Origin of the sequence: Streptantibioticus ferralitis, assembly GCF_029223525.1 — a bacterium.
In the GTDB taxonomy this organism is placed as follows: Bacteria; Actinomycetota; Actinomycetes; order Streptomycetales; family Streptomycetaceae; genus Streptantibioticus_A; species Streptantibioticus_A ferralitis.
Window position 1 is genome coordinate 232,089 of record NZ_JARHTQ010000004.1, and the last position, 26,354, is coordinate 258,442.

18 protein-coding genes, 1 pseudogene and 1 riboswitch are annotated in these 26,354 nt (G+C 72.4%); of the genes and pseudogenes, 9 read left to right on the forward strand and 10 right to left on the reverse strand.

The genetic code is table 11. From position 1 onward, the window contains the following. Positions 1-78: 78 nt before the first annotated feature. Genes P2L57_RS08320 through P2L57_RS08330 form a run of 3 tightly spaced genes read right to left on the reverse strand, consistent with a single transcriptional unit; the run spans position 79 to position 3,100 of the window. The gene (locus P2L57_RS08320; RefSeq protein WP_275810727.1) at positions 79-591 is read right to left on the reverse strand and encodes a copper chaperone PCu(A)C; all 513 of its coding nucleotides are present in this window, start codon (positions 589-591) and stop codon (positions 79-81) included. Beyond that, entirely contained in the window at positions 588-2,852 is a 2,265-nt protein-coding gene (locus P2L57_RS08325) for a heavy metal translocating P-type ATPase (RefSeq protein ID WP_344184890.1), read from the reverse strand. The genes P2L57_RS08320 and P2L57_RS08325 overlap by 4 nt, the downstream gene beginning before the upstream one ends. Next, complete coding sequence (locus tag P2L57_RS08330) at positions 2,849-3,100, reverse strand: hypothetical protein (RefSeq protein WP_275810729.1); 252 nt, start codon at positions 3,098-3,100, stop codon at positions 2,849-2,851. The genes P2L57_RS08325 and P2L57_RS08330 overlap by 4 nt, the downstream gene beginning before the upstream one ends. Before the next feature lie 204 nt (positions 3,101-3,304). On the opposite strand from P2L57_RS08330, the gene P2L57_RS08335 reads away from it, so the two are divergent. After that, positions 3,305-3,889, forward strand: a complete 585-nt coding sequence (locus P2L57_RS08335; protein ID WP_303656094.1) for an ATP-binding cassette domain-containing protein — start codon at positions 3,305-3,307, stop codon at positions 3,887-3,889. Beyond that, positions 3,886-4,752: a metal ABC transporter permease gene (locus P2L57_RS08340; RefSeq protein ID WP_275810731.1), complete on the forward strand. Its 867-nt coding sequence runs from the start codon at positions 3,886-3,888 to the stop codon at positions 4,750-4,752. The genes P2L57_RS08335 and P2L57_RS08340 overlap by 4 nt, the downstream gene beginning before the upstream one ends. Before the next feature lie 47 nt (positions 4,753-4,799). On the opposite strand, the pseudogene P2L57_RS08345 reads toward P2L57_RS08340, so the two are convergent. Next, positions 4,800-6,751: pseudogene (locus P2L57_RS08345) on the reverse strand (FAD/NAD(P)-binding protein). Positions 6,752-7,014: 263 nt separating this feature from the next. Here P2L57_RS08345 and P2L57_RS08350 point away from each other — a divergent pair. The 4 genes from P2L57_RS08350 to P2L57_RS08365 all read left to right on the forward strand — a co-directional run bounded on the left by P2L57_RS08350 (position 7,015) and on the right by P2L57_RS08365 (position 13,913). After that, a complete protein-coding gene (locus tag P2L57_RS08350) occupies positions 7,015-8,682 on the forward strand; it encodes an AMP-binding protein (protein WP_275810734.1) in 1,668 nt (555 codons plus the stop codon). Positions 8,683-9,161: 479 nt separating this feature from the next. Beyond that, complete coding sequence (locus P2L57_RS08355; RefSeq protein ID WP_275810737.1) at positions 9,162-11,048, forward strand: CaiB/BaiF CoA-transferase family protein; 1,887 nt, start codon at positions 9,162-9,164, stop codon at positions 11,046-11,048. Next, positions 11,045-12,709 carry a class I adenylate-forming enzyme family protein gene (locus P2L57_RS08360; RefSeq protein WP_275810740.1) on the forward strand — a complete coding sequence of 555 codons (1,665 nt, stop codon included), beginning with the start codon at positions 11,045-11,047 and terminating at the stop codon, positions 12,707-12,709. The genes P2L57_RS08355 and P2L57_RS08360 overlap by 4 nt, the downstream gene beginning before the upstream one ends. Continuing rightward, complete coding sequence (locus P2L57_RS08365; protein WP_275810743.1) at positions 12,696-13,913, forward strand: acyl-CoA dehydrogenase family protein; 1,218 nt, start codon at positions 12,696-12,698, stop codon at positions 13,911-13,913. The genes P2L57_RS08360 and P2L57_RS08365 overlap by 14 nt, the downstream gene beginning before the upstream one ends. Positions 13,914-14,106: 193 nt before the next feature. On the opposite strand, the gene P2L57_RS08370 is transcribed toward P2L57_RS08365, so the two are convergent. The 3 genes from P2L57_RS08370 to P2L57_RS08380 are packed head-to-tail and all read right to left on the reverse strand — an operon-like array spanning position 14,107 to position 17,256. After that, positions 14,107-15,219 carry a sugar ABC transporter permease gene (locus P2L57_RS08370; RefSeq protein WP_275810746.1) on the reverse strand — a complete coding sequence of 371 codons (1,113 nt, stop codon included), beginning with the start codon at positions 15,217-15,219 and terminating at the stop codon, positions 14,107-14,109. Position 15,220: 1 nt separating this feature from the next. Further along, positions 15,221-16,033 carry a thioesterase family protein gene (locus P2L57_RS08375; RefSeq protein ID WP_275810749.1) on the reverse strand — a complete coding sequence of 271 codons (813 nt, stop codon included), beginning with the start codon at positions 16,031-16,033 and terminating at the stop codon, positions 15,221-15,223. Next, on the reverse strand, positions 16,030-17,256 hold the full coding sequence (locus P2L57_RS08380) for an MFS transporter (protein ID WP_275810752.1): 1,227 nt from the start codon (positions 17,254-17,256) through the stop codon (positions 16,030-16,032). Before P2L57_RS08380 ends, P2L57_RS08375 begins: the two co-directional genes overlap by 4 nt. A 91-nt stretch (positions 17,257-17,347) precedes the next feature. Here P2L57_RS08380 and P2L57_RS08385 point away from each other — a divergent pair, with 91 nt between their 5' ends. Genes P2L57_RS08385 through P2L57_RS08395 form a run of 3 tightly spaced genes read left to right on the forward strand, consistent with a single transcriptional unit; the run spans position 17,348 to position 19,958 of the window. Beyond that, complete coding sequence (locus tag P2L57_RS08385) at positions 17,348-17,983, forward strand: TetR/AcrR family transcriptional regulator (RefSeq protein WP_275810754.1); 636 nt, start codon at positions 17,348-17,350, stop codon at positions 17,981-17,983. Between the two features lie 50 nt (positions 17,984-18,033). Beyond that, positions 18,034-19,719 (forward strand): FAD-dependent monooxygenase, encoded by a 1,686-nt coding sequence (locus tag P2L57_RS08390; protein WP_275810757.1) that lies wholly within the window; start codon positions 18,034-18,036, stop codon positions 19,717-19,719. A 32-nt stretch (positions 19,720-19,751) separates the two neighbouring features. Further along, complete coding sequence (locus P2L57_RS08395) at positions 19,752-19,958, forward strand: hypothetical protein (protein WP_275810760.1); 207 nt, start codon at positions 19,752-19,754, stop codon at positions 19,956-19,958. Here P2L57_RS08395 and P2L57_RS08400 read toward each other — a convergent pair. From P2L57_RS08400 to P2L57_RS08410, 3 genes are all read right to left on the reverse strand, one after another. After that, complete coding sequence (locus P2L57_RS08400) at positions 19,947-21,065, reverse strand: PP2C family protein-serine/threonine phosphatase (protein ID WP_275810764.1); 1,119 nt, start codon at positions 21,063-21,065, stop codon at positions 19,947-19,949. The genes P2L57_RS08395 and P2L57_RS08400 overlap by 12 nt on opposite strands. 757 nt (positions 21,066-21,822) lie before the next feature. After that, entirely contained in the window at positions 21,823-22,299 is a 477-nt protein-coding gene (locus P2L57_RS08405; protein ID WP_275810767.1) for a helix-turn-helix domain-containing protein, read from the reverse strand. Between the two features lie 150 nt (positions 22,300-22,449). Beyond that, a complete protein-coding gene (locus P2L57_RS08410; protein ID WP_275810770.1) occupies positions 22,450-25,674 on the reverse strand; it encodes an amidohydrolase family protein in 3,225 nt (1,074 codons plus the stop codon). 236 nt (positions 25,675-25,910) lie between these two features. Next, positions 25,911-26,084: riboswitch (M-box (ykoK) riboswitch) on the forward strand. Positions 26,085-26,354 lie beyond the last annotated feature (270 nt).

The window sequence follows — 26,354 nt, forward strand, 5'->3', positions numbered from 1 at the left end:
GGGAACGGCGATACGACCCGATTGCCGTACGCGGCCGGGCGGTTGCCGGGACGGCCGCGCACCACCGGGGCCCTCCGGTCAACGGCAGCCCGCGGGGTCCGCACCGCCCCCGCGCCAACAGCCCGCGGGCATCGCGACCGCGTCCACCTGGACCCGCGGGCCGTACCGGAAACGCAGTGCGAACCGCACCCGTTGGCCGGTGCGCAACGCCGACGGGACGGTCACGACGAGGTCCCCGGTCATCGGTGCCATCGCCAACTCGCCCCGGGCGGGTACCGGGAGCGCGGCCGTCGCAAGCGAGCGGCCGGCGCTGCCCAGGTGCTGATGCCGGCGCAGTGCCACCGGCCCGGGGAACTGCCAGCTGGCGCCGGTGAGTTGGTCCGAGACGTCACCGGGGTTCCGTACGGTGAAGAACACCGCGGTCTCGGCGCCCGCTCCGCCCGTGGGGATGAGGATCACCCCGTCGGCCACCCGGACCGGCCGGGCCCGTCCGGCGCCGCCCGCCATGACCCATCCGCACAGCAGCGCCAGCGCGGCGGCTCCGGCGATGAGCGGTGCGAGGGCGGTACCCGCCCGGACCGCCCGGCTCACCGCGGGTCCCCGGCGATCGGGGCGCGGCGGCGACCGCCCGCGCGGCCCGGCGCCCGGCGGGGCAACGGCTGCCAGGTACGCAGCCGCAGACTGTTGCCGACCACCAGGAGCGAACTGAGCGACATCGCCAGCGCCGCCAGCATCGGGTTGAGCAGACCGACAGCGGCCAGCGGTATCAGAACGACGTTGTAGCCGAACGCCCACACCAGATTGGCGCGGACGGTCGCCAGGGTGCGCCGGGCCAGCCGCACCGCGTCGATCAGCGCCTCGATCTCGCCGCGTACCAGGGTGAGTCCGGCCGCGCCGATCGCCGCGTCGGTACCGGTGCCCAGGGCGATGCCCAGGTCGGCGGCGGCCAGCGCCGCGGCGTCGTTGACCCCGTCGCCGACCACCGCGGTGGTGTGGCCGGCCGTCCGCAGTGCCGTGACCACCTCGGCCTTGTCCTGCGGCGAGGCCGAGGCATGGACCTGCTCGATGCCCAGCTGCCCGGCCACCGCGTGTGCCGTTCCCGCTCGGTCGCCGGTCAGCAGCACCGTCGCCAGGCCCATGGTGCGCAGCCGGTGGACCGCGCGGTAACTGCCGGGCCGTACGGTGTCGCCCAGCGCGAAGACCGCCGCCGGGCCGCCGTCCACCTCGGCGAGCACCGCCGTGTGGCCCTGCTGCTCCGCGTGGTTCAGCGCCTGTCGCAACTCATCGGGCAGCGCCGCCACACCGTCCGGCCGCAGCACCCGGACCCGCCGCCCCTCCACCACGCCCGCCACCCCGCTGCCCGCGGTGGCCGTGAAGTCCGTCACCTGCGGCAGCGGGGTGCCGTAGCGCTGCCGGGCAGCGGTGGCCAGGGCGCGCCCGAGCGGATGCTCGGAGCGGTGCTCCACCGCTCCGGCCAGCCGCAGCACATCAGCGCTGTGGCCCGAGGCGAGCGCGGTCTCGGCCAGCCGCATCTGACCGGAGGTCAGGGTGCCGGTCTTGTCCAACACCACCGTGTCGACCCGCCGTAGGCTCTCCAGCGCCTCCGGTCCCCGTACCAGCACGCCCAGTTCGGCGCCGCGCCCCGCGGCGGCCATCAGCGCGGTGGGCGTGGCCAGGCCCAGCGCGCACGGGCAGGCCACCACCAGGACGGCGACCGCGGCGGTGACCGCCGCCTGCGCCGCCGCACCGGCGCCCAGCCAGAAGCCCAGTACGCAGACCGCGACGGTCAGCACGCAGGGCACGAACACTCCGGCCACCGCGTCCGCCAGCCGCTGCGACCGGGCCTTGCCCGCCTGGGCCTCGGCAACCAGCGCGGTGATACGGGCGAGTTGGGTGTCGGCGCCGACCGCGGTGGCGCGCACCACCAGCGTGCCGCCGATGTTGAGGGCGGCTCCGATGACCGGATCGCCGGGGCCGGTCTCCCTCGGTGTGCTCTCCCCGGTCAGCAGGGACAGGTCGACGGCCGAACGGCCGTCCAGCACGATGCCGTCGGTGGCGACCTTCTCGCCCGGCCGCACCACGAACTCCTGCCCCGGCAGCAGCCGGTCGACCGGAACGCGTACCTCCGTACCGTCCCGCCGTACCCACACGTCCTTGGCGCCGAGTTCGGCGAGCGCCCGCAGCGCCGAGCCGGTCCGTCGCCGCACCCGTCCTTCGAGGAACCGCCCGTACAGCACGAACAGCGGTACGCCGACCGCCGCCTCCAGATAGACATGCGCCCCGTCGGCGGCGCTCGCGGTGAGCGAGAACGGCATCCGCATGCCCGGTGCTCCGGCGCCGCCCACGAACAACGCGTATGCCGACCAGCCGAACGAGGCCAGCACACCCAGACTGACCAGGGTGTCCATGGTCGCGGTGGCATGTCGCAGACCGCGCCAGGCCCGATCGTGGAACGGGTGGGCGCCCCAGGTCGCCACCGGTGCGGCCAGCATGAAGCACAGCCACTGCCAGTCGCGGAACTGCAGCGACGGCACCATCGACAAGACGATCACGGGTATCGACAGCGCGGCGACCAGCGTCAACCGGATCCGGTCGGCGTCCTCGGCGGGCGGTTCGGCGTCCTCGGCACCGCGGTCCCGTACCAACCGCGCGGTGTAGCCCGCCCGTTCCACACAGGCGATGAGTTCCGCCGCGCCGACGCCCGTGGGATGCACGACCCGTGCTCGGCCGGTGGCGAGGTTGACGCCCGCCGTGACGCCCTCGATCCGCGTCAGCCGCCTCTCGACCCGTGACACGCACGCCGCGCAGGTCATACCGCCGATGGCCAGATCGGTGGTGTACGTCCCGGTCACCGGTGCGTGCCGTCCATCGTCATACCGGGCATGCTCCCGTCACCAGCCGGGGCGCCGCCCGAGGGATTCGGTCCGGGCCGTAGGCCGGGGGCGACCGGTCCGACGGACCTGCCGACCAGGAACGACGCCGCGAAGGCGATCCCCAGGGCGATGGCGAAACCGAGCAGGGCCAGTAGCGGTCGGGTGGTTGGCCGTCCGGCGCCCGCGTCCGGGGCGGCACTGCGGGACGGCGAGTACGTTGCGCTCACCTTCCGGTAGTCGGCCCGATGGTGGCGCTGGTTCCCGGGGTTCGGATACGAGTCGCAGGACGCTGGAACCGGACGGGCGATCGGTCCGACTACTGTCGCGTGGAACTCAGCAGCAAGCAGCCGGGCCAGGTCGCCACGCGGAGCCCGGACAGCGAGGGCGGCCTGGCCCTACGGCTTCGGGACGTGGTGTGCAGGCATGGCCGACTGGCGGCGGTGGGCGGTGTCGACCTCGATGTGGCCGCGGGCCAGCGGGTCGCGCTCACCGGTACCAACGGCTCAGGAAAGACCACGTTGTTGCGCGCGGTGCTCGGGCTGCACCGGCAGGTCGACGGCGAGATCCTGGTCGGCGGCCGGGGGAGCCGCAGCGCGGCCGAGTGGGCCTGGCGGCGCAGAGCGTGTGCGTGGATTCCGCAGCGTCCGGCGGCGGGGCGCTTCCCGCTGCTGGCACATGAGTTGCTCCGCAGCAGCGGAGACGGTGGGCAGGCGCTGAGCGCCGCGGAGCGGTTGGGGGTGGGCGCCCTGGTCGACCGGCCGTTGAGCAGCTTGTCCGGCGGCCAGCTGCAACGTGTGCACCTGGCGCGCGCGGTGGGCTGTGTGGCGGCCGGGGCCGGTGTGGTGCTCGCTGACGAGCCCACCGCGGCACTGGACTTCGCCGGACAGGAGGAGGCCGCCGAACTGCTCACCGGGCTGCCGGTGACCTTGCTGGTGGTGACCCATGACCGGGCGATGGCCGCGCGCTGCGACCGGGTGCTGGAGATGGCGGCGGGCCGACTGCGGGAGGTCGGGTGAGCGCGCTGGACCAGATCGGGGAACTGCTGCGGTTGGTGCCGGTGCAGCGTGCGGGCATCGGACTCGTACTGGCCGCCCTGGGGCTGCCGGTGGTGGGTGTGGTGATCGTCGGCCTGGACATCATGCCGGTGCGCTTCGCGATGATGCATGTGGCGCTGCTGGGTATTGCCGTCGGCGAACTGCTGGGTGTGGACCCGGTGTTGTGCGCGCTGCTGGCGTGCGCCGCGGCGGGTGCGGGCGTGGCGCCGCTGGCCCGTACACCTGAGGCGCTGTCCGGCGCGATGGGTCTGCTGATGAGCCTGGCGATCGCGGCGGCGCTGCTGGTGCTGGCGCTGTCGGGGGTGAACGCCAACGGGGCGTTCGCGCTGCTGTGGGGGTCCATCCTCGCGGTGCGACCGTCCGACCTGGTGGTGCTGGGCACGTTGGCGGTGGCGGTGCCCGCACTGTTCGTCTGGCGGCGCCGGGACCTCGCACTGCTGCTGCACGACCGGGAGTTGGCGGTGTGCTCCGGTGTTCCGGCGCAGCGGCTCACCATGCTGCTGCTGGTCCTGGTGGCGGTCGCGGTGGCGGGTGCCATCCGGCTCACCGGCGCGCTGCTGGTCGACGCGCTCACCTTGCTGCCCGCGCTCGCCGCGCGGCGGCTCGGCCGCTCGCTGGGTGCGATCACCCTGTGGGCGATGGGCATCGGCGTGCTGGTGAACGCCACCGGATTCCTGATCGCGCTGGGCTGGGATCTGCCACCCGGTCCCGTGCTCGTCCTCGCGGCGGGCGCGGTGGCCCTTGTCGCACACCTGCTGCCGGAAAGGGGAGCCAGCTCATGGCGCGTGCTCGATGCCGCCTCGCACGGCGGGGCACCGCACTGACCGCGGTGCGCCGCCGCCGGTGCGCCGCCGACGGTGCCGTGCATGGTTCAGTTGGTTTCCCGGCCGGTCCCCGCGGGCTGGTCGCGCGCCTTGCGTTCGGCTTCGGCGCCACGGGCGAGTACGGCCCGGGCGATGGCGTCGGAGTCGGTGAGCGTCACCGAGTTGACGCCTGGCCGTACCCCGGCGGCGGTCACCCAGTGCACCGCCTCGGTGGGCACACCGAAGGCGAACCGGCGCGGGTGCGCCCGGCCCGCCGCGTCGACGACGTGGTACGGCCGCTCGGTGACCGCCAGACCGCCCGTCTGGTACGTCTCCCCGCCGGGGCCCGCCACGGCGTACGGCCGGCACTGGCCGGTGCGCAGCAGATGTCCGAGCAGCGGGTCGGCGGTGTGCCGGAGGTCGGCCTCCGGCAGCCGCGCCTCGATGAGTACCCGGGCGTGCACCTGCGAACCGGGCACCAGCGGCGATTCGCCACGGTACGTTCCGGTTTCCGGCACCGCGGATATCCGGGTGCCCGGCCCCAGCACCGCCAGCACTCCCGCCTCGATGAGCGCCGCCATCTCCGCGATGCGTCGGGCGGGCGGTCCGATGGACAGGAAGGCGTTGAGCGGGGTGTACCACCGTTCCAGATCGTCCCGTTGGGAACCCGCGGTCAGCCCGCCGTGGTCGACGATCTGGCGTATCTCGTTGCGCAGATCGCGCAGTACGTCGAGGGCGGACTTGAGCGGGCCGCCGACATTGCCCTGCTGGGCGGCGGCCACATCGTCGCGCAGATGGTCCAGCAGCCAGTCGCGGAAGTCCTCGGGACCGGTGAACCGCCGGTCGGTGTAGGGCTGGGCGATCCGCTCCCAGTCCCAGCGCTCGGCCGGGCCGACGCCCACCTCGTCCAGCAGCCGTGCCTCCTCGGCGCTTCCCCATGGCGTGGCCAGGTACCGCTCGCGGAACGACTCGGCGTCGCCGCGCCGGGCGACCAGCGCGGTGTAGTAGACCGTTTCGGTCTCCTTGGCGATCAGCGGCCACACCTCGCGGCGGAAGTCCGTACCGGGGCCGCCGCGGCCCCGGTCCCGCAACTCCGCGACAACCCCTGGGGTCAGCACCTTCGGCTGGTGGCGGCCGTGTGCGCCCTTCTGGTTCTCGCCGCGCGCGTGGTGCGGGACACCGCGCCGGGAACCGGCGTAGAGCCGCGGCTCGCGCCCCGACGGCCGGTAGACCAGCCGATCGCCCTCGGATGCGAAGCGTCCGCCGCGGCCGACCGTCAACAGGGCCATGTGGTCGAAGAAGTTCAGCCCGAGCCCGCGCAGCAGAACGGGTTCGCCGGCCGCGCCGCCGACAGGTCGACATCGGCCGGATTGGCGGGCGGGATGTAGGTGGCCCCGTGCCGCTCGGCGAAGGCGGCCAACTCCGCCTCCGCTCCGGTGGTGCGGGACGCGGTGTGCCCCTGGGCGAGCACCACCGCGTCCAGATCGCGCAGCACGGTGCCGTCGCCGAGCCGCACGGTCTGGCCGCCGTCCGGTGCGTCGTCCAGCGCCACGGCGTGGGCCCGGTGCGTCACGACGCGGACCGTGCCGGGCGTGGTGGCCGCCGTCCGCTGGAAGACCCACTCCAGGTAATGCCCGTAGAACCGGCGGGTCGGATAGGAGTCGGGGCCCAACTCGCGTGCCTCGGCCAGGACATGCCCGTCCAGTTCCTCCAAGGTCCCCATCACCGTGAGGAATCCGGCCCATTCGTAAAGGCTGGGCCCCGGGCGCAGCGGACCTGCCAACTCCACGCTCTCGTCGGTGAACAACGTCACCTGGGAGGCGACGGTGTTCATCAGCAACTCGCCCGACTGGTCGGTGCGCCAGATATTTCCGGCGCCTGGCCGGTGCGGATCCACAAGATGCACGGAAAGTTCCGTATTCGGTTGCTCCGCAGCGGCGTTCGCGCAGATGCGTTCGAAGACCGACAGGCCGCGCGGCCCGGCTCCGATTACGCAGACCGCGAACTGCCGTGTTGTCATCCGGTTTCTCCCAGCGTCGAGGCGTCGGCGATGGCCGACATTAGACCCTGCCGAACTGTGACGCCGCGCACCGGGGTTCGACTCATCGCCAGGTAATGCGAAGGAAAAGCGTTGACTAGAGTCGAACACTAGAGTAGAACTATGGAAAGTGACCTATGGTACGGGGAGCAGCTAAACCGGACATCTGCGATGCCATCCACGGAGCAACGGGAGGGGCTTCATACGAGATGGATGCCAAAACGGGGGAATTTTCAAGGATTTCGTTGTCTTGTGAAGCGGTTGACCGGATCGGCAGGGTGGCGCTCAGCAGCGGCGTCCCCCGCCGCCACCTCGTGCAGGCGGTCGCCCTGGCCGTGCTCGCACGCCAGTCGCCGGACCGGGCGGCCACGGTGCGCCGCGGGTCCGCGAGCCTTTCTTTAGCGCTACACGCCGACGACACCGTGACCGGTGTCGCGCGGCGGATCGCCGATGCCGTCGGGTGCGCTCCAGGGCCGATCGCGATCAGTGCCGCGGGCTCCGGCTCAGGGCTGCCCAGCGGCGGGACCGTGCATGTGATCGAGGGGCCGGGCGACTCCCTGGCCCTCACCACCGACCTGTGCGAACGCCAGATCTCTCGCGTAATCACGGCCGTCGAGTCCTTCGGGCAAGCGGGTGGCGAGGGGCCCCGGATGCGGGAGTTGTGCCTGCGCAGCCCGGCCGACATCAGGGACCTACAGGGGTGGGGGCGGCGCCTCGCCAGCGTGCCCGCCATCTCCCTTGACGAACTGGTCGCACGATGGGCCCGGCAGCGGCCGAACCGTCCCGCCGCCGTCGCCGGTGCGCGCACCCTGACCTACGCCGAGGCCGACCGGCAGGCCACGCTGCTGGCCTCCGCACTGATCCGAAACGATGTGCAGCACGGCGAGCCGGTGATCGTCCGCACAGGCGACCGGCTGGGCACCGTCATCGCCCATGTCGCGGTCCTACGGGCCGGTGCCGTCTGCGTACCGCTGCCCGTCGACCGCGATCCGTGCGAGGCCGTCCAGCTGACCCGGGCCCGACTGGCGCTGTGCGACACGCCGTCGGCCGCCCACCGCGTCCCGCCGGGGCTGCGTGCGCTGTCCATGGACGATCTGCTGGAGGACGGCCGCACCGGCGCCGGTGGGATCGACCGCTCGCTGCCGCGCTCCGGATTCACCGACTGCGCCTATGCGATGGTGCGCTTGGGGGAGCACGGCCGGATCCACGGCGATTTGATCGACCACCATGCCTGGGTCAGTGCCACCACGGCACGCATCAGCCGCGCGGGGACCCCCGCCGAGCGGGTGCTGGTCGACGGCCCGCTGTGCACACCCACCGCCCTCGCGGGCATGTGGTGGGCGCTCCAGTCCGGCGGCACCGTCTGCCTGGCCGACACGGTGGCCCATGGCACGGCTGACCGACTGGCCCAAGGCGGCTTCACCGAGGCCCTGTTGGACCCCGAGGCCTATGTTCGCGCCCTGCGGCTGCTGGACGGAGCGCGGCCCCCGCAGTGCGTCGTGCTGACCGGTGGTCCCTGCCCGCCGGAACTCGTCGCCCGGCACTTCGGCCGACTGCCCGCGACCCGGCTGTTCGTCGAGTACGCGCCGGACGGCGGCCCGTTGCCCTGGGCGGCCGCCGAGGTCAAACCAGGCGACGGCGAATGGCCGGACGCCCGCACCGGACTACTGCCAACGACCAATACCCAGCTGCACGTTGTCGACGAGGAGGGGCACCCACTGGGCCCCGGCCTGGTCGGCGAGGTGTGCGCCGACGGCATGGCGCTGCCCTGCGACCGCATCGCGGGCCCGGCCGGGCCGGCACCGCTGCCGCGGTTCCAGGAGGGCGACGGTCCCGCGGTCCATCGATCGGGGCGGCTGGCCCGCTGGCGGTTCGACGGGACCCTGGAGATTCTAGAGGGCCGCACGGAGTAATTCCCGGCACGTTCCGCAGGACGATCCAATTCCGTTTCCAGGACCGTGCGATGTTCCGCTGATGGCTGGATCCCGGTGCACTCTTCGGCATTCCGCCGCGTCTTGGAAGAAAAGAGCGGCCCACGGCGTGGAAATGCTTGTGGCGCGCCTGGTGATCCATTAGGCCCGCCGTGCTTCGCGGCCGGAACGGCCGTGCGTCGCTTGACAATACGGGGGGTGTTGACGAATAGGGCTGCCGTCTGCGGTCCTAAGCGAATTGCTCGATCGTTTCGATTTCACGCATCGGACCGGCTGGCTGCCGTACCGGCCGCTGGCTCGCCATGCGCCGATTCCCCCCAACAACCCGTATTTACCAGGAGTTCACTGTGCGCAATACAACAGATCTCACCGGACCGATTCCTACCGCATCCGCGGCGGGACGGGCCACGACCATGTCCCTGCCCGGCCCAAGGCGCGCCCACGGCGCCGGAGGAGAACTCATGGCGCCGCTGGCCGGGTTGACCGCCCACGGCGCCGGCCGCAGCCCCGCCGGGCGGGTGGCCCTGCGTCACCTGATCGACCTCGGCGCCACCCCCGGCGCCGCCCGTGCCGGGCGGAACGCGTCGGCCGACGGCGAACTGGTCACCGTCACCCGGTCCGGCACCCAGCAGACCGCCCGCGTCGAGCAGCCGCTGCTCTGCTGTCGCATCGACTGGGCGTGTTCCGGCGGCGCTCCGCTCGTCGACGAGACCACCGTGCAGGCGGCGACCGGGCTGATGGCCGTGCACGGCCGCAACCGGGGCACGCCGCGCCGAATACCCGTGGACTACGCCTCGACCTGCGCCGGAGTCATCGCGGTCCAGGGCGTACTGGCGGCACTGGTGGCGCGGGAGCGGGGCGCCGCGGTGACCAGTGTGGGCACCAGCGTCACTCATGCCGCGCTGCTGACCATCTCCCAGTACCTGGCCGCCGGGACCGCGCAGGAAGAAGAGCACCTCCCGGCCGTCGAGGGCAGGCCCGGGCCGCCGTTCCGCAGCCGGGACGGTGTCTGGTTCGAGATCGAGGCTCTGGACGCGGTCCCGTGGCGGGCCTTCTGGACCGCGCTGGGGGCGCCCGTCAAGGACATCTCGCAGGGCTGGCCGTCGTTCATGCACCGCTATCCCAAGGCGGTGTCCCCGCTGGCGCCGTCACTGCACGAGGCCGTCTCGGTCGTGGACTTCGAACGGATCCTGGGGGTCGCCGAGGCGTCCGGGATGAGCGTCTGCCGTATCCGGACCATGGCGGAGCGCCGTGCCGACCGCGACGCGCTGCGGGCCGGAAGGGTACCGCCGCCCTGGCGGTTCCGGCCGTTCGGCGACCCCGGCCGCCCGGCGCCGCCCGGCACCGCACCGCACCCGGACCAGCCGCTGGCCGGGCTGACCGTGATCGAGGCCGGACGCCGGGTGCAGGCACCGCTCGCCGCGCACATGCTGGCACTGCTCGGCGCCAGGGTCATCCGCATCGAACCCCCGGGCGGCGATCCACTGCGTGGCATGCCGCCGATGATCGACGACTGCTCCGCCCGCTTCCTGGCGCTCAACCGCACCAAGGAGGCGGAGATCGCCGACCTGAAGACCCCGGCCGGGCGGCAGACGGTGCGTGAACTCGTCCGTGAGGCGGATGTGTTCCTGCACAACTGGGCGCCCGGCAAAGCGGCGGCGTTCGAGCTGGACGCGCCGGAACTGGCCGCCGTCAACCCGCGGCTGGTCTACGGCTACGCCTCGGGCTGGGGCGACGCCCTCGGCGAACGGCCACCGCTGGGCACGGACTTCATGGCCCAGGCGCATTCCGGTCTGGCCGACCTGATGGCCGACGGCGGCAGGCCGCGGCCGTCCCTGATGACCCTGCTCGATGTGCTCGGCGGCCTGGTCGCCGCCGAGGGACTGCTGGCCGCACTGGTGGCCAGGGAACGTACCGGGCGCGGTCAGCGGATGGACAGCTCGCTGCTGTCGGCATCCACCGTGCTCCAGTACCAGGCGCTGGAGCGGCCACTCAGGCGCCACGCGCCCGGATGCGGCAACACCGGACTGCCCGCGCTCGAAGGGCCGTACCCCACCGCCGACGGCTGGCTGGCCGTATCGGCCGGCTCCACTACGGCTGTTGGCCGCCTCTGCCGGGAACTCGGCCTGGACCCCGCCGCCCCGGCAGAGCTGCTCCGCCAGGAGGTCGCGGCTCGGCTGCTGGACCGCCCGGCCGCGGAGTGGGTCGGACGCCTCGCCGCCGCCCGGGTGTCCGCCGCCGTGGTGGCGACCGATCTCACCAGGCTCGACACCGCACCCGCGACCGCCCACGCCCTCACCCACGACGGGTGCACCTTCGTCAACTCCCCTTGGAGGTTCGGCGCATGACCACTCAATTCCACGATCTGGTGCCCGGCGAGGTCCGCGCCCAGTGGACCGCCGAGGGCCGCTATCCGGGCAGGCCGTTGTTCACCCTGTTCCAGGAACACGCCGAGCGGCAGCCGCACTTCCCGGCCGTGATCGACGACGAGGGCACCATCAGCTACGGCGAACTGCGGCGGCTGGCGCTCGGGTTGGCCCGTTCGCTCGCCGACGCCGGGACAGCCCCCGGCGAGGTAGTCGCCGTCAACCTGCCCAACGGGCGGCTGGCCTGCGCAATGGACCTGGCGGTGGCCGCGATCGGCGCGATCTGCCTGCCGTACCCGATCGGCAGGCGGCGGCAGGACACCCTGGCGCTGCTGCGCCGCTCCAAGGCCGCCGCAGTGGTGATCACCCGCCACGTCGGTGAGACCGACTACGGCAAGCTGGTGCAGGAGCTGCGCCCCGAACTCCCCTCGCTCCGCGAGGTGTTTGTACACGGCGACCCGCTGCCCGGCCTGCGGAGCCTCGACGCGATACTGGCCGACCTGCCCGAACCGCTCGACAAGACGGCCGAAACCGACCCGGACGCCATCGGGCGGATCCTGGTCTCCTCCGGCTCCGAGGCCGAACCGAAGATGGTCGCCTACTCACACAACGCGCTGTGCGGTGGCCGAGGGGAGTTCCTGCGCTCGCTGCACCGTGGCGACCAGCCGATGCGGAACCTGTATCTGGTGCCGCTCGCCTCGTCGTTCGGCTCCACGGGAACCGCCGTCACCCTCGCGTTCCTGGGCGGAACGCTGGCGGTGATGTCCCGCTTCGACGCCGCCGACGCCGTGACACTGATCGGTCGGCACCGCCCCACGCACATCCTCGGTGTGCCGACGATGTTCCAGATGATGCTCGCCGATCCACGACTGGCCGCCGGGGCGACCGACCGCGTCGACACCTCTTCGCTGGTCGGCGTCGTCTGCGGCGGCGCGGGCGTGGACGCCGCGACGGTGGCGGCCTGCGCGACCAGGTTCGGCTGCGCCTTCGTCAACCTCTACGGTTCCGCGGACGGGGTGAACTGCCACACCCAGATCGAGGACCCGCTGGAGATCGTGCAGACCACCGCGGGACGCCCCAACCCCAAGGTGGCGGCGATCCGCATCGTCGACGCGGACGGCGAGGACCTGCCGCACGGAGCGGAGGGCGAGATCTGGTCCCGCGGCCCGATGAGCCCGCACTGCTACGTCAACGCACCGGAACTCGACGCGCAGTACCGCAGGGAGGGCGGCTGGGTCACCACCGGTGACCTCGGGCGCATCGACCCCGCCGGGCGGCTGCGCATCACCGGACGGAAGAAGGAGATCATCATCCGGGCGGGACTGAACATCAGCCCCGCCGAGGTGGAGGGCCTGGTCACCACCCACCCGGCGGTCAGGTCCGCGGTGTGCCTGGGCGTGCCCGACGACCGGCTGGGCGAGCGGGTGTGCGTCTGGGTCGTCCCGACTCCCGGCGGTACCGCCCCCGACCTGGCCGAGCTGCGCCGCTACCTGTTCGAGGAGATGGGGCTGGAGCGCGCCAAACTCCCCGAAATCCTGCGGGAACTAGCGGAGTTCCCGGTCAGCCCGGCCGGAAAGGTCGACAAGCACGCGCTGCGCGCCTCGCTCGACGCACCGAAGGAGTCAGCCGATGCCCAGTCCTGACCGCGCCCTGGCCACGCCCCTCGATGAGTCCGGTCACCTCCAGGTACTCCGCGATCAAGTGCGGGAGTTCCTCGACGAGGAGGTCATACCCGCGGAGCCGGAGCTGGCGGCCGGCGGACCAGGCGCCCGCGCCACTTTGGCCGCACTGCAGGAGAAGGCCAGGGCCAACGGCCTGTGGGCGCTGCCGCACCCGCGTGAGCTGGGCGGCCACGGGCTGCGCCTCGCCGAGTACCTGTACATCAGCGAGATCGAGGGGCGATCCGCGTACGGCCCGGTCGCGCTCGGCTCCGACAGTCTGCTGGACGCGCTGATGCTCCAGCGGCACGCGGGCGCCGAGACCCGCGAACGCTACCTCGATCCGCTGGTCCGGGGACGGATGACACCGTGCTTCGGCATGACCGAGCCCGGGCGCTCCGGCTCCGACCCCAGCCTGATGATCACCCGGGCGCGTCCGGTGGGCGACGGCTGGGTGATCGACGGCCGCAAGTGGTTCTGCCGGGCCCGTGACGCCGACTTCATCACCGTCATGTGCCGTACCGAACCGCTGGGCGTGCCGCATGCCAAGGCGTTCACCATGTTCCTGGTGCCGCTGCCCAGCGAGGGGTTCAGCATCGTGCAGCCGCTCACTGTGCTCGGCGCCGAGGACGGCCACTGCGAGGTGGCGTTCGACGGAGTACGGGTGACGGCGGAGCAGATGATCGGCGGCCGGGGCGAGGGCTTCCCGGTCTCCGGCGAGCGGCTTTCACTCGGCCGCACCCTGCGCGCGATGCGCTGGTTGGGCCAGGCGCAGCGGGCGTTCGACCTGATGTGCACCCGGCTGCACCAGCGGGAGGCGTTCGGCGGAACGCTGGCCTCCAAGCAGCTGCTCCAGCAGCATGTCTTCGACGCGTACACCGACATCCGGTCGGCACGCTCGCAGGTGCTGCGCGCCGCCGCGATGCTGGACGCCGGTCAGGATGTGTACGTCGAGGTGGCGACCGCCAAGGTCCTCGCCTCCAACGCGCTCTACCAGGTGCTCGATCGGGCGGTGCAGGTCTACGGGGCCGAGGGCCTGTCAGATCGCACTCCGCTCGCCGAGATGTTCCGCTGGGCGCGGGCGACCCGGATCTACGACGGTGCGGACGAACTGCACACCCATATGGTGGCGAAGCGGATCCTCAAGCGGTACGAGCAGCGCGGAAGTTATGACTTCAGCGCTGGGTGAGGTGTTGCCGCGGGCCGCGGTGGTTGGTTGACCGCCGGTCCGCGGTGTGGTGGTTGCTCGCCGTCGCGGCGGGTTCTCTTGGGGGGCAAGCCGCCAAACCCCCGCGCGTTGGGGGTGGTCCCGCCTCAGCGGCGAGCAAGCACCGTGGTGTGGTCCGGCGATGCCGGGCCCGCCGCGATCCGAACGTGGGCGCTCACAGGCAGGGCCACTGGTCCCGCGGTGTGGTCAACTGGGCCAGGGCCAAGGCCAGGAAGAAGTCGCCCCAGATCAGTTCGTGGCCGGTGGCCGTCCCGCTCGCCATGTCGTAGCAGCCGTCCAGCAGCATTCCGGCGGGGCGGCCCACCGCCGACCCGTCCCGGAATCCGGTCAGATGGCCCTCCACCAGCGTCGCCACCAGTCGCCGTGCGGCGGTGCGCTGGTCCCCGTCCGGATCGGCGAGGGCCAGCAGCCCCACGGCGGCGATGGCGGCGGCCGAGGTGTCCCGGGGACCGCCCGGGTCGGTGAAGCTCCACGAAGGGACGGCCGTCGCGGCGTGCTTGGCCCAGTAGCGCGCCGCCTCGCCGGCGGCGCTGGTGAACTCCGGCATGTGCAGCGCTCGGGCCGCGGTGGCGAAGGAGAGGATGCCCCAGGCCTGACCGCGCGACCAACCGCCCGCCGGATGGGCCCCGGACGGCTCCTGGCCCGCCACCGGGGCGAGGGCAACACCGGCCCGCACGCCGCCGTCGTCCATCAGGCACAGGTCCCGATGGCGGACCGCGTTGCCACGTGCCAGATCCAGCAGCCGCGGGCGACCGGCGGTGCGGCTCGCCCAGGACAGCAGCGCGGTCACCGCGGCCACCGAGTCGATGGCGGTCGCTGACCTGCCGTCAGGACCCTGCCCCAGTGCGGTGCCGAGCGGGATGAGGCCCAGCCGCTCGTCGTAGGAGGCGGCGAGCGCCTCGGCGCCTTCTAGTGCCACGGCCAGCGCGGTGTCGTCGCCGCACAGCAGATGGCCCGGCGCGGCCCCGTACCAGAACGTCATGGCCCGGGTGACCGTGTCATCACCGGCCCGCTCCCGTAGCCGGGTCGTCCAGGCGACCGCCCGGCGGCGGTCTTCCGGGGCACCGCTGTGCCAGGCCGCCAGCCAGAGCAGCCCCGTCCAGTACCCCGCGGTCCACGAGCCGCGGCGGGTGCTCGTCCACACACCGGTGCCCGGCTCGGCGTACAGGGGGAAGCGGTCGCCCACCTCCCGGGCGGTGGCCCGTACGCGGTCGAGCATCGCCGTGAGCGCCGCATCCGGAATGAACTCATCGGCGGGTCGCGCCACTTCAGGCCTCCGATACCAGCAGGGTCTGCACCGCGAAGCCGATTCGCCCCCGGTGGTCGAGGAGCGCGGTTTCGGCGGCGCCGCCGCCGGTCGGGCCGGTGCGGGTGACGGCCCGCAGCGCGATCCACTGCCCTGCTGGCGGACGGTGGAGATGGACGGTCAGATCGACATTGACGCAGGTGTACAGATCCGGTGCCAAGGTGGCCCCGGTACCGTAGCCGAACTCCGCGGCGGCGACGGCGCGTTGCTCGGGCCGTACGGCCGTGTCGGCCAGCACCGGGCAGCGCAGTCGTACCCACGCCGTGCCCCCGGCTGGGTGCGACGGATCGTCGACCAGCCGTACCTCGACCGCGTCCCTGTTGAACGAGACCGCCTCGCCCGGATCGCACAGCCGCACGCCCGCCCGCGGTGGTGGCGGGGGGAGTTCGTCCGGCAGGCCGTCCGGGAGCCGCAGCCGTTCCGTACGCAGATAGACGGCGCTGCCGCGGGCCACCGGCGTTCCGGCCGCGGTGACGACAGTGTCAACGACGTCGAAACTGCGCCCGGAGCGCGCCAGTGATGCCACCACGCGCAGCGGCGCGGCCGGAACCGGCCGCAGGAAGTCGACCGACAGTTTGGCCGGCGCGCGGTCCGCGCCGGCTTGGCGCCTGGCGTGTTCGGCGACCAGCATCGCGACGGCCGCGCCGTGCAGTCGCTCGCCGCCCCATGGCCCGCGGGCATGCGCCGCGGCTACGAACTCGCCGCCCCGCTGGGCGAACAGCGGGCCGCTGGTGGCCTCATCCACCGCGGCGACGACGGCCGCGGCGGACGTCATGCACCCGCCTTGGCGGTGGAGCGGCGGCCGCCCCAGGCGCACAGCACCGCGATGGCGAACACCGCGGCCACCAGCGTCCAGCCCACCGGGTACCCGCCCGAGGTGTCGACCAGGAAGCCGAAGGAGAGCGGGCCGACCACGAATCCGGCGAAGAACCCCATGGACACCAGAGCGGACGCATGGCCGGTGCTCCCGAAGCCGCGGCCCTTTATGACGGCCACCATGGAGACCGCGTTCGCCGCCACCGCCGAGCCGCCGAGCCCTATGGCACCGATCCAGATCAGCCAGTGCGCGCCCGAGGCGCTCGGTACCAGCACCGCGAAGCAGACCGCGGCGATCGCCAGCACGATCAACGACGCGGACAGATTGGCCAGTCGGGCGCTGAAACGCGCCCACAGCACGCGCGCGAAGATGCCCGACACGCCCAGGGCGGCGATCAGCGCCCCTGCGGCCTGATCGCCCATGCCGAGGTGCTGGTGGGCGTAGAGCGGCAGATAGGTGTTGAGCGCGGCCAGACCGCTACCGATGCACAGCGAGTAGGCCATCAGCCAGCGGGTCGCGGTGTTGGGCACACCGGGCAGTGTCAGCCGCTTGGCCTGCCCCGCCGCGGCGTCGCGGGGCAGCAGTGCCGTCAGCACCGCGGCCAGCACGGCGACCGGTACCACCAGCGCGAGCGCCCCGCGCCAGGACAGCACCCGGGCCAGCGTCGGCAGCAGCAGCCCCGCGACGAAGGCGCCGAGCTGCACGCCCGACTGCTTGATGCCGACCGCGCCCGCCCTGCGCTCCGCGGGCAGATGCGTCGCTATGAGCTTGTTGGTCGAGGGATTGGCGAGGGCCTGCGGTACCCCGGCCAGTATCAGCGTGCCGAGCAGGAACCAGTACGTCCGGGTGGCCGCCAGCAGGGCGAAGTCCACGGCGATCAGTGCCAGCAGCGCGACCAGCGCCCGGCGGCCGCCTATGACGTCCGTCAGATGGCCCGCGTACAGCGACAAGATGGTGGCGGTGCCGAACGCCACCGCGGTGAGCAGTCCCAGTTGGGACTTGGATATGTGCAGGTCGTCGAGGATGAATGGGCCCAGCGACCCGATCGCGTACAGCACGAGCATGGACAGCCCCATGCCGCTGGTGAGCAGTGGCAGCAGGGTCCTGGGCGGGGAACCCGGTCGGCTGGCGGCCGCTTCCGTCGCGTCAGTGGTCCTTTTTTCAACCGATTCGGTGGCCATCGCTTGCGTCCCCCATTGCTTGGATGCCAATAATGGAGTGGATTTCAATGAAGTCGAACTCTAGATTCACACTATAGTAAGTAGGCGCACGATGGCGATGGCGAAGAAGACCGACGGACGGCGCGCACGGGCGGAGCAGACCAGGGCGCGGATGCTGGACGCGGCCATGCGCCTGTTCGTCGAGAACGGCTACGGGGCGACGACCATCGAGTCCATCGCCCAGGAGGCCGGGGTCGCCGTGCAGACGATGTACTTCTCCTTCGGCAACAAGCAGAAGATCCTCAAGGAGCTCATCGATCTGCATGTCGCCGGTGACGACGACCCGGTGCCCACGTTGGAACGCCCATGGGTGGCCGAGGCGTTGGCCGCCGCCGACCCCGTCGACCAGCTGCGGCTGCAGGCGCAGGGCGCCCGGGCGATCTACGAGCGGGTGGGCGCCGTGCTCGAAGTGCTGCGCAACGCCGCGGTGGTGAGCGGCGACGCGATGGAGCTGTGGCGGACCAACCAGCACCAACGGCTTGTCGTACAGGGGCACTTCGTGGACGCGCTGGCGAAGAAGCGCCCGCTGCCGGAAGGTCTCGGCCGGAAGCGGGCCGTGGACATCTGCTACGGGCTGCTCGGCCCCGAGCTCTACCACCTGCTGGTACACGAGCGCGGCTGGACCCCGCGGCAGTGGGAGCGGTGGGTGTTCGACAGCCTCTGCGATCACCTCATCGACAAGGCGTGACGCCAGCGGCGCCTGACAGGACGGTATCGATCATTCCGAGGAGTGGGGGCATGACGGTGTCCGATGAAGGCCTCGACACACAGGTCGTGATCGTCGGCGGCGGGCCGGTCGGTCTGATCACCGCGCTGCTGCTGGCCCGTTGGGGAGTGCGCACCAAGGTGCTGGAGCGGCGGACGGCGCCCTCTCCACTGCCCAGGGCCAGGGCGCTGACCGCGCGCAGCATGGAGGTGCTGCGCTCGCTGGGGCTTGAGGAGCGGGTGCGCGCGGTGGCGCTGCCCGTCGAAGTCACCGGCCGCCACTACTACTTCGGCCGCTCGCTGACCGATCCGGACTTCCGCCGCCTGGCCCGGTCGAGGGCGTCCCGGCAGACCGAGGCGAGCGCGGTCCCGCCGGCCATCTGCACCCAGGACCGGCTGGAGCCCGTCCTGCGCACCGCCGTTCGCGGCACCCCCGCCATCACCCTGCTCACCGGCGTCGAGGTGACCGCCGTCACCCGCCACGGCGACTCGGTCGAGGTGGGATACCGGCCGGTCGGCTCAGGGCCCGCGCTCAGCTCCCGGGCGTCCTACTGCGTCGCCGCCGACGGCGCGCACAGCCTGGTGCGCGATGCGCTCGGGATCCGGATGAGCGAACCCGAAGAGGCTTCGCACAACCTCAACATCCTCTTCGAAGCGGAGCTCAACCCGCTGCTTGAAGACCGCCGCAGCGCCATCTACTTCCTCGACAGCGGCGAGGTGCACGGCTATGTGATGCCGGGAGACGGCGGACGGCGCTGGCTGTTCAACCAGATCCTGGACGGCCCCTACCGCCCCGGTGCCGATGACACCGACCGGTGTGCGGACGCGGTGCGCCGGATCATCGGCGCCGGCGGTCCCGCCGTCACCGTCGTCGACCGGCAGCGCTGGACCGGGGTCAGCCGACTCGCCGAGCGGTTCGGTGCGGGGCGGGTGCTCCTGGTGGGTGACGCCGCCCATGTCGTCACCCCGTTCAGCGGCATCGGACTCAACCTCGGGGTGCAGGACGCCTGCAACGCCGCCTGGAAGCTCGCCGGTGCGGTCGGCGGCTGGGGCGGGCCCGCCCTGGTCGAGACCTACGGTCCCGAGCGGCGTGCCGTGGCGGCCTGGACCATCGACGAGGACCGCGAGACGATGCGCGCCGCCCGACCGGCGGATCCCGCCCAGGGCGCGGGCACCGGACCCGCCTCCAACGACCAGGCAGGGCTGGGCCGTTGGAGCGCCTGGTACGGCCGGATGCTGGAGCGCCGCAACGACCAGGGCCTGGTCTTCGGCTACCACTACGACTCCACCGCGGTACTGCCGGACGGCACACCGCCGCCGCGCGGCGACGACCCGTTCGGCGAGTACGTACCGACCGGACGCCCGGGGCACCGGGCCCCGCACACCATGGTCGAACCCGCCTCCGGCGCCCGACTGCCGGTCGCCGACCTGTTCGGCCCCTGGTTCACCGTCCTCGCAGCCGACGCCGCGCCCCTGGGCCCGTGCGAGGCGCTGCACGGCGCATCGGGCCTGCCCCCGCTGCGCGTTCACCAGGTGACATCCGCCGATCCGGGCACCGACTGGACGGAGCTGTACGGCATCGCCAAGGACGGTGCCGTGCTGGTCAGGCCGGACGGTCACACGGCCGCCCGGTACCACTCGCTCCCGGCCGACTTCGCCGCCGTCCTGCGGCGCGATCTGCGCCGTCTCACCGACCCGCCCCAGGGGGCGCAGCGGTAGCGGCCGCCCGGCCGCCGGTCCACCATGAGGGCATGAGCCGGTATCCGTACGTCGTCTACGCCTGGGACGGCCACAGCCCCTACCGGCTGGTCATGTTCCCGAACGAGAGCTACCGGCAGGTGCACACCCGAGCCGAGCTGGAGCGACTGGCCAGGGACTGGGGGCTGGACCTCGACGATCCCGACCAGGTGGTCTGGGAGGGCGGCGACCGCTGGCCCCCACCACCGTCAGACCAGTGATCCGCCGGCCGTGGCGGGCGCGTCGTAGCGGACGGCCAGCAGCGCCGCGTCGTCGTTGAGCCCGCCCCCGGTGTAGGCCCGTACATCGGCGATCAGCTCGTCCAGCAGCGCCTCGGGGTCGTCCGCCCGCATACCGGCGACGCGCTCAAGCAGCGGATAGAACCGGTCCGACGCGTCCCGCGCCTCCGAGACGCCGTCCGTGTAGAGCAACAGCAGTTCACCGGGGCCGAAGCCGATGGTGCTGGCGGTGTAGGTACTGCCCACCATGGAGAGCAGCGCGAGGGGCGGGGCGTAGCGGGGCGGATCGAGCTCCTCCGTCCCGCCGGCCGCGTTCCGCAGCAACGGCGGCGGATGCCCGCAGTTGAGGACCGAGGTCGGGCCCTGGTCGGGGACGCTGACCAGCACCGCGGTCACGAACTCCTCGCTGCCGGGCCGCCGGGCGAGCGCTCCGTCCAGTCGGCTCGCCACCGCCGACAGATCCCCCTCGGTCTGCGCGGCGTCCCGGAACACCCCCAGGACATCGACCGCCGCCTCCACCGCGGCCAGCCCCTTGCCCCGCACATCGCCGAGCAGCATCCGCGCCCCGTACGGCGTGGACAGCACCTCGTACAGATCTCCGCCGATCCGGGCCTCGGCAGCGGCGGCCACATAGCGCACGGCGATCCGCAGCGCCCCGAGGCGCCGGGGGACCGGCCGTAGCAGTGCCTGCTGGGCGGCGGCGGCCACGCTGCGCACCTGGGCGAGTTCGCGTTCCCGAGCGGCGACCAGGGCCACGGAGGCGGTGCTGATGAAGGTCACCGCCAGCACGGTGGCGGCGGCGGTGGCGTGCACCACCATGGACACGCCGCTGTTGGCCATGCCCAGGAAGGCGACGCCCAGGACGCTGACCAAGCCGGCCAGCAGGGGGATCGCCGTCCTGCGCGTGCCGATCGCCGCCAGCACCGGAACCGCCGCCAGGACCGGCGAGAACGTCGAACCCGGTCCGGTGAGCAGATCCACCACGATCGCGGCCCCGACCAGCAGGTATGCGGCGCCGACCAGCGCACGCGCACGGGCCGACAGGCGCACCGGCGGCAATTGCGGCTGGGCGACCACGACGTCGGCCATGACTTCCTCCTGCCCGACTCGCCCGGCAGTCATGAGTCATTATCCCGCGGAGCCTTCCCGTCCCGCCTGCTCGCGGTCCCGATCAAGAGCGGAGCCGACCAGCGAGGATTGGCCGAAAGGCCCACCGGGAAACGCGGGGTCCGGCAGCGCGGGATCGGACGCCGCGGGCCGCTCGGGGCGCCGGACCGGTCGGCGGCGGAGACCGGGGCGGGCCGGACCGCCATGACGGAGGCGTGCGTCTGCGGGGTCTGTGCGCCGTCGGGAGCCGACCGCGACGGACCGGGGGGAGCCGAGTACGGGGTGCACGGCCTGCGTGGCCCATCTGCCGTTGTGCGCCGGGGCATTGACCGCTGGGTTCACCGGGCTCGCCACGGCGAGGGCGCGCGTACCGCTCCGCGCGGCCAGGAGGCGGCTGAACGGTCACAGGCCGTACACAGCAGAAGGCCTGCCCGGTGCGACGGGGGATGCACACCGGGCAGGCACATGGATCTTTTTACCGCATCGAGGAGTGGTTATGCATCAAAATCTTGTTCGCTTTGTCGCCCACCAGGCGATGGGGAGCGAATTCAGGCCATGCGTCCGCACCGAAGGGCGCCCCGCCACTCCTGCGGCGCCGCAGCCCGTCGCCGGGCCGGGCCAGGGGCGGCGCCGGACAGTAGCTGCCCGGCGCCGCCCCTGCGGTGCAGGTGGCCCTGACCCCCGTCCGGGGCCACCTCGATATGGGGCCGTGTGAGCACGGCTGGAGGCCTGGGCGCCGTCAGGAGTCCTGGACGCCGGGCGGGTCGGAGGGCAGGTTCATCTCCCGGCGGAACTGGCCGATGATCGTGGTGAGGCAGTCCTGCACATCGGGCGGCAGCCCCACGGCGCGCAGCGCGATGGCGCGGACCCGCTGGTCGCGCATGGCGACGAGGAACCGGACCTCCTCCTCCACGCGCTGGGCCTGGGACGCGGACAGATCGCCCAGCAGATAGCCGACCGGCACGCCGAAGAACTTGGCCACCGCGCGCAGCACATCGGGGCTGGGGTTGGCGCGCTTGCCGTTGCGCAGCATGGACAGGTACTGCTCGGTGAGGCTGACTCCGCCGTACTCCTCGGTGCCCTGGCTGATCTCGGCAGCCACATGGGCGTTGGTGTACGGGGCGCCGGGCGGATGCATGTGCGCGAACAGGTAGTTGAGCCGTTCGGCCAGCGGGCCGCACGTGGTCTTGGGCGGTGTGTCACCCCCGGCTGCCATCTTCACTTCCCTTCCGATGTCTCACCGCCAGTTAAGCCACTTAACTGCACGCTTGGCATTTTGCCATGCAGGCAACGCCATGCACCAGTCCAATTAAGGAACCGGCTGGTCAGGCTACTTAACTGGCGGTGAGGGGTTCCGTCGGACCGGTCAGACCGCTACATCACAGCAGCAGTCCCGGCGCAGTTGCCGCCCGACGGCCAGCCACTCGGCGTCCGATGCCGCCGCCGGGTGGGCCCCGCCGTGCTCGGGTGCCGGGAAGGCGCCCACCAACTCGGCCTGCTCGACGGGAACTCCACCACGCAGCACCGACACAGTCCGTACCAGCGAGTCGAAGTCGGTGAACGGGTCGCCGTCCACCACGGTCAGGTCCGCGAGCTTGCCCTCCTCGACGGTGCCCAACTCCTTGTCCACGCCGAAGACCTGCGCCGGAACGACGGTCGCGGTGCGCAGCGTCTGCGCGGCCGACAGACCGAAGCGGCGCAGCGCGCGCAGCCCCATGTGCAGATGGAGACCCACCGGCACCAGCGGGGAGTCCGTGCCCATCGCCACCAGCCCGCCGCCGGACAGCACCCGGCGGTACACGCCGACCTCCGTCTCCAGGGCGGCCAGTTGAGCCGCCGTCGGCGGCTGGGCGGCGAGCTGGCGGACCACCGCGGTGTCCCACGGCGGCATCAGCGCCGTGACCCGCGGGTCCGACGCGAGCGCCGGTTCCGCGCCCACCAGCGGCGCCGCGGTGAACGGTGTGGCGATCATCCGGAAGTCCGCCGCCGTGTACAGCTCCAGCACGTCCTCGTAGGAGTGGCCGGTGGCGGTCGTGTCATGGCCGAACTCCAGTCGCTGGGTGGCGTGCAGATGTGCCGTCAGGTCCTGGCCGAGCTGAATGCCGGGGGTGCACAGATGGCTGCCGCTGCGTACCCCGAGCCGTTCGTGCGCGAAGCGCGCGGCCGTCTCCATCACCCAACCCGGCGCCCGGACATACGTCTTGACGAAGTCCCAGTCCAGCGCCGCCCCGCGGGCCAGCGAACGCTGCAGCCCCTCAGGGGTGCGATGCGCCCTGCCCATGCTGTAGGCGACACGCGCGCCGTCCAGCAACTCGCCGGTCGCCAGCAGCCGGGGCCCGGCCAACACGCCCGCCGCGACCGCCTCCCGGATCCGCGCCTGCTCGTAGGCGAAACCACCCAGCGAGACGGCCGTGGTGATCCCGTAGGCGAGCTGTGCGGCGGTCTGCCGTCCGCCGTAGGTCGACTGCCAGGGATGCGTGTGTGAATCCCACAGTCCGGGCGTGACGGTGCGCGAGGAGGCGTCGACGCGGCGCTGGGCGGGCCGCCCCGCGCGATGCGGTTCGACGGCGGCTATCCGCCCGTCGCGCAGCACGACGTCCACATCGTGCCGGACGTGCTCGCCGGTGCCGTCCCACAGCTGCCCGGCGTGTACGACGGTGTCAGCGGGCGCCGGGCGACGGTAGGTGAGCGGAACGCGGACCGTACGGGCAGCGCCCGAGTCGGCGTCGATCATCCGCAGCGCACCCGCCGACAGGTACAGCAGGGTGCGTGAGTCCCCGGACCACGACGGATGGTCGGCGGGCTCGTCGGTGAGCTGCCGCGGGGCACCGTCGGGCGTGCCGTCCGGCCCCACCGGCAGCAGCCACAGCGCGGACTCGCAGATCACCGCCATCCACCGGCCGTCCGGCGACCAGACCGGGCCGGAGTCGTAGCGGTCGGAGATCGAGACATGCGGTGCGACAGCGTGCAACCGGGCGGTGCCGTCCGTGGTGTCGACGACGCGGATCAGGTTGTAGCCCTCGCGGAACCGCTGGTTGAGCCGGTTGCGGTCGCAGAACGCCAGATACCGGCCGTCGGGAGACCAACTGGGTCTGCCCGGCAGGCCCCCGCCGCCCAGTGCCGCCGTCAGGACGCGTTCCGCTCCCGTGGCCGGATCGCGGACGACATCGCGGACGACGAGGTTGCCCGACATGTCCACGCAGGCCAGCCGGGTGCCGTCGGGCGACAGTGCGGGGTGCACCCGGCCACCGGAGGCGAGCACGGTCTCCGTCCCGGAGGCGAGGTCGTGGCGGCGCACCGCGTACAGCCCGTCCCGGTCGTCCGCGTACAGCAGTGACCGCCCGTCTCGCGCCCAGACCGGGCCGAGGACGTACCGGGTGGGGTCGGCGTGCACGATCCGCCGCGGGGCACCGCCCGAAGTGCCGCCGATCCACAGCGAGTTGAGCGCCGCGAAGGCCACCTGCCGCCCGTCGGGGGACAGCGCGGGCAGATGCACCCCGCGTACCGGCCGAACGCCGGAGCCGTCCAGGTCGTACTTCTTGACGCGGTAGCGCGGGCGGTCCAGCGACAGCGTGGCGGCGAACGGGATCCGCCGGGCGTCGCCCGGCTGCCGCGGCCGGACGAACTGGAACTGCCCGTCGACGGTGAGCAGCAACTCGTCCCGGGAGGTCCAGCGCGGCGGTGCGGGCGCCACATCCCCGTCGATCGGCACCGGCGCGCCGTCGACCACCAGCGTGCAGGAGGCGGCGGGCGCGGCGGTGGTGCGCAGATAGGCGAGCCGTCCGTCCGGCGAGACGGCGGGCACCATCACCTGGACGCCCGGGGTCGGATCGGTGTGCGCGACCGTGACCGGCCCGGTGCCGTCGGCCCGGACGGAGGCGATCGTCCGGGCGTCGAGCACGGTGCCGCCCGGACCGGTGGACGCCACCGGCTGGGCGCGGACGAACAGCAGGTGTTGGCCGTCCGCCGACCAGGTGGGGTCGAAGTCCTCCCAGGGGCCGTCCTGCAGCGGACCCTGCTGGCCCGCGAGACCGGTGATCCGGGTCAGCCGTCCGGTCGCCACCTCAAGCAGCCAGATCCGGTACGGGCTGCCCGCGACCGGGTCGCCGTCGCGCTCCGAGGCGAAGGCGATCCGGGTGCCGTCCGGTGACCAGGACGGTCCGCGGTCGTCCCAGGGGCCGTCGGTGCGCTGCTTCAGCCCCGAGCCGTCGGGACGCAGCGTCCAGATGTGGAAGCCGCCGCCCCGGTAGGCGCAGACGGCCAGCAGTTTCCCATCGGGGGAGAAGACCGGGCGGGTGGGCTCCAGATCCGGGGTGCTGAGCCGCACGGCGCGGCCGCCGGTGGGCGGCAGCGACCACAGCACGTTCTGCACCTCGGCGACCAGCCGGTCGCCGACGGGGGAGAGGGTGGCCGAGCCGTTGGTGGCGGAGCTGAAGGACAGCGTGGTGCGCCCGGCAGTGCTGGTGGCCGCGGCTTCTCCCGGCAGGCCGAGCACCGCCCCGGCGGCCGCGGCGCCGGCCGCCGCGTGTAAGAAGCCGCGCCGTGAGAGCGCGGAGCCGGTGGTGTCGGAGGGGTCCTGAATGATGTCCAAGAGGGCTCCCTGGTAAGGGTGTTGACAGGCGTTCGGCTTGTCGCGCTGCCGATCGTGGCATAGGCCACACACCCGTGGTGGGCACTCCTGGTGGTGAGTCCCGGACCGCGTTCTGTCGACCGGCCCGGTCCGCCCTGGGCCCGCCGACTAGACATACTCGCGGGCCGGAGTCAAGGTTCGGTCAAGTAGTTGCGCCGATGTGCAAGAAGCAGGCTAGACTTCAAACGAAGTTGCAAGAGGCACCTCGTTCGGTGAGGCGTCTGCACGGACACAGGCCACTGATCCCACCCGTCGAGAGACGCTCCGGATCAGGACAGGTCTCCCCGAGTTAAGGGGTGACCCCAAGTGGCTTCCCGCTCTGGGCGGGACACGCCGTGGAGTGCCAAAGCTCTGACGAGTTGGGGTGAACCGGCCGTTTTCGGGTTGGTCCGCTCCTTGCCGAGTCCGTTTGGCGCGATGCGCCCCGGCCGGGAGGAGGCGAGAGAAATGGATTGCAGTAGCAGTAGTCCGGGCCATAGTCGGCCCCGCATCCGCTTGTCCTCGTTGACCTCCGGCACGCGGTAACCACCTTCCCTGCGCGCACTACAGCACCACTGATCGCGGTCCCGTACGGCCCATGCCGTTTGGCCGCGCTCCGGCGTGCGCTCGCAGGGGGGATTGCTGCTGCGTGCCCCCCTAGC